Raw genomic sequence first — 1,401 nt, forward strand, 5'->3', positions numbered from 1 at the left:
TGCAGGTGCGTGGTACGTATGGCGGAGGTAGTTTTGGCGGAAGTTTCCGTGTGACCGTGCCATAGTAGGGTGTGGAGTTAGGTAGTTCCTGCCTTCCTTCATGGATGAAGGGAGGCAGGTTTTTGTCTTACAGTCCTCTCAGGCCCCCACTCCCCGCCCCCTACAGGGAGAGGGGCACCTCGCGGTGAGCATCTCAGCGGCCTGTTTCATACTCTTTACCCGTCCATCTCTCTGGCCGCTGCATCGCCGTGCGCTAGCACCTCCCGAATCGGGGGAAAGGACGGGATAGGGGGCGAACAAGGTAGGCTTGCTTTGCAGAACTGCCTCTAGAACCGTGAGATTGGCAGCCTTGACAGCCTCACCTCCTCACCCCCTCAGAACTGCGGGGAAGGGAAACGCAAGATTTCTCGCCTTCGGCTCGAAATGACAGGTGTGCATCTTGCCTGCGGATCGAAATGGCGAGTGAAGCCCTCATGCCTTATCCCGCCGTCGCCTCGAAAACGTAGTGGCCGGGGCGATCGAGAGTGAAGTGAGAGAGGTTTTCGTCGGCTTGAAACTGAGGCTGCAGCGAACTTCCCATCAGTCTCGCCTTCCCAGGCAGTTGCACGTCGGCCTTTACGTCAGAGGGCAGCGTAAGGTCTACCCGTTCCCCACCCTTCTTAAGGGCCTCAACACGGATATGTATCAAGCCGTGAGGGGTGGGCACATTACCTTCCGCCCATTGAAGGCCGGCGAGGTCGGGCGCGATGACGGCGGTGGAATAGCCGGCTCCGGTGGGGCGTACGCCGAGCACGCACTCCGTGAGAAAACTCGTGGGGCCGGAAGACCAGCCGTGGCACAGGCTAACGAAGGTGCCCATGCCGTTATCCGCCTGCAGATAGAGATGAAAATGTTTTTTAGGCCACGAGGGATCGTAGCCCTCCCAGAAGGTTGTGGCTCCTTCGGCGATCATGCCTCCCCAAAAGCGCCGGATGAAGTCGAGCGCCGCATGGGTATGGCCGGCAAGGCTCATGGCGTAGATCACGTAGTTGTTGTAGTAGGGTGTGGCGATGTAAGACCAGGCCGGGCTATCGGGCGCGAAAACCGCTTTGTAGATGGCCGCCGTCTCTTTTGGAGTGGTTGCACCGGCGAAAATGGCCATGGCGTTCTCCTGGCGTCGCAGGCCGAACGTATCGGTTTGCGGCGAAAGCCAATGCTGCTGTGCGGCCTGAGTGAGCCTCTCGGCAAGTTGCCGGCAGTGTTCTGCATTGGCGGCATCCTCCATCTCCTGGAACAGGAAGGCGGCATCTTTGGCGGCCTTGATGTAGTACATTTGGGTGGCGATTCGAGCCAGCGGGCTGTCGCCGTTGAAATCGGGCGACCAGTCCACATAGTCCCAGGCCCCGTGTTTGTTGGCAAAAA

General features: G+C 59.2%; 1 protein-coding gene. It reads right to left on the minus strand.

Going from position 1 to position 1,401, the window contains the following annotated elements:
- Positions 1–478: 478 nt before the first annotated feature.
- Positions 479–1,401 (minus strand): alpha-L-rhamnosidase C-terminal domain-containing protein (locus VKV29_RS07005; protein WP_324200590.1); only part of this gene is annotated, 923 nt, incomplete at its 5' end.

It is taken from the genome of Chthonomonas sp. (assembly GCF_035294165.1).
Taxonomy (GTDB): domain Bacteria; phylum Armatimonadota; class Chthonomonadetes; order Chthonomonadales; family Chthonomonadaceae; genus Chthonomonas.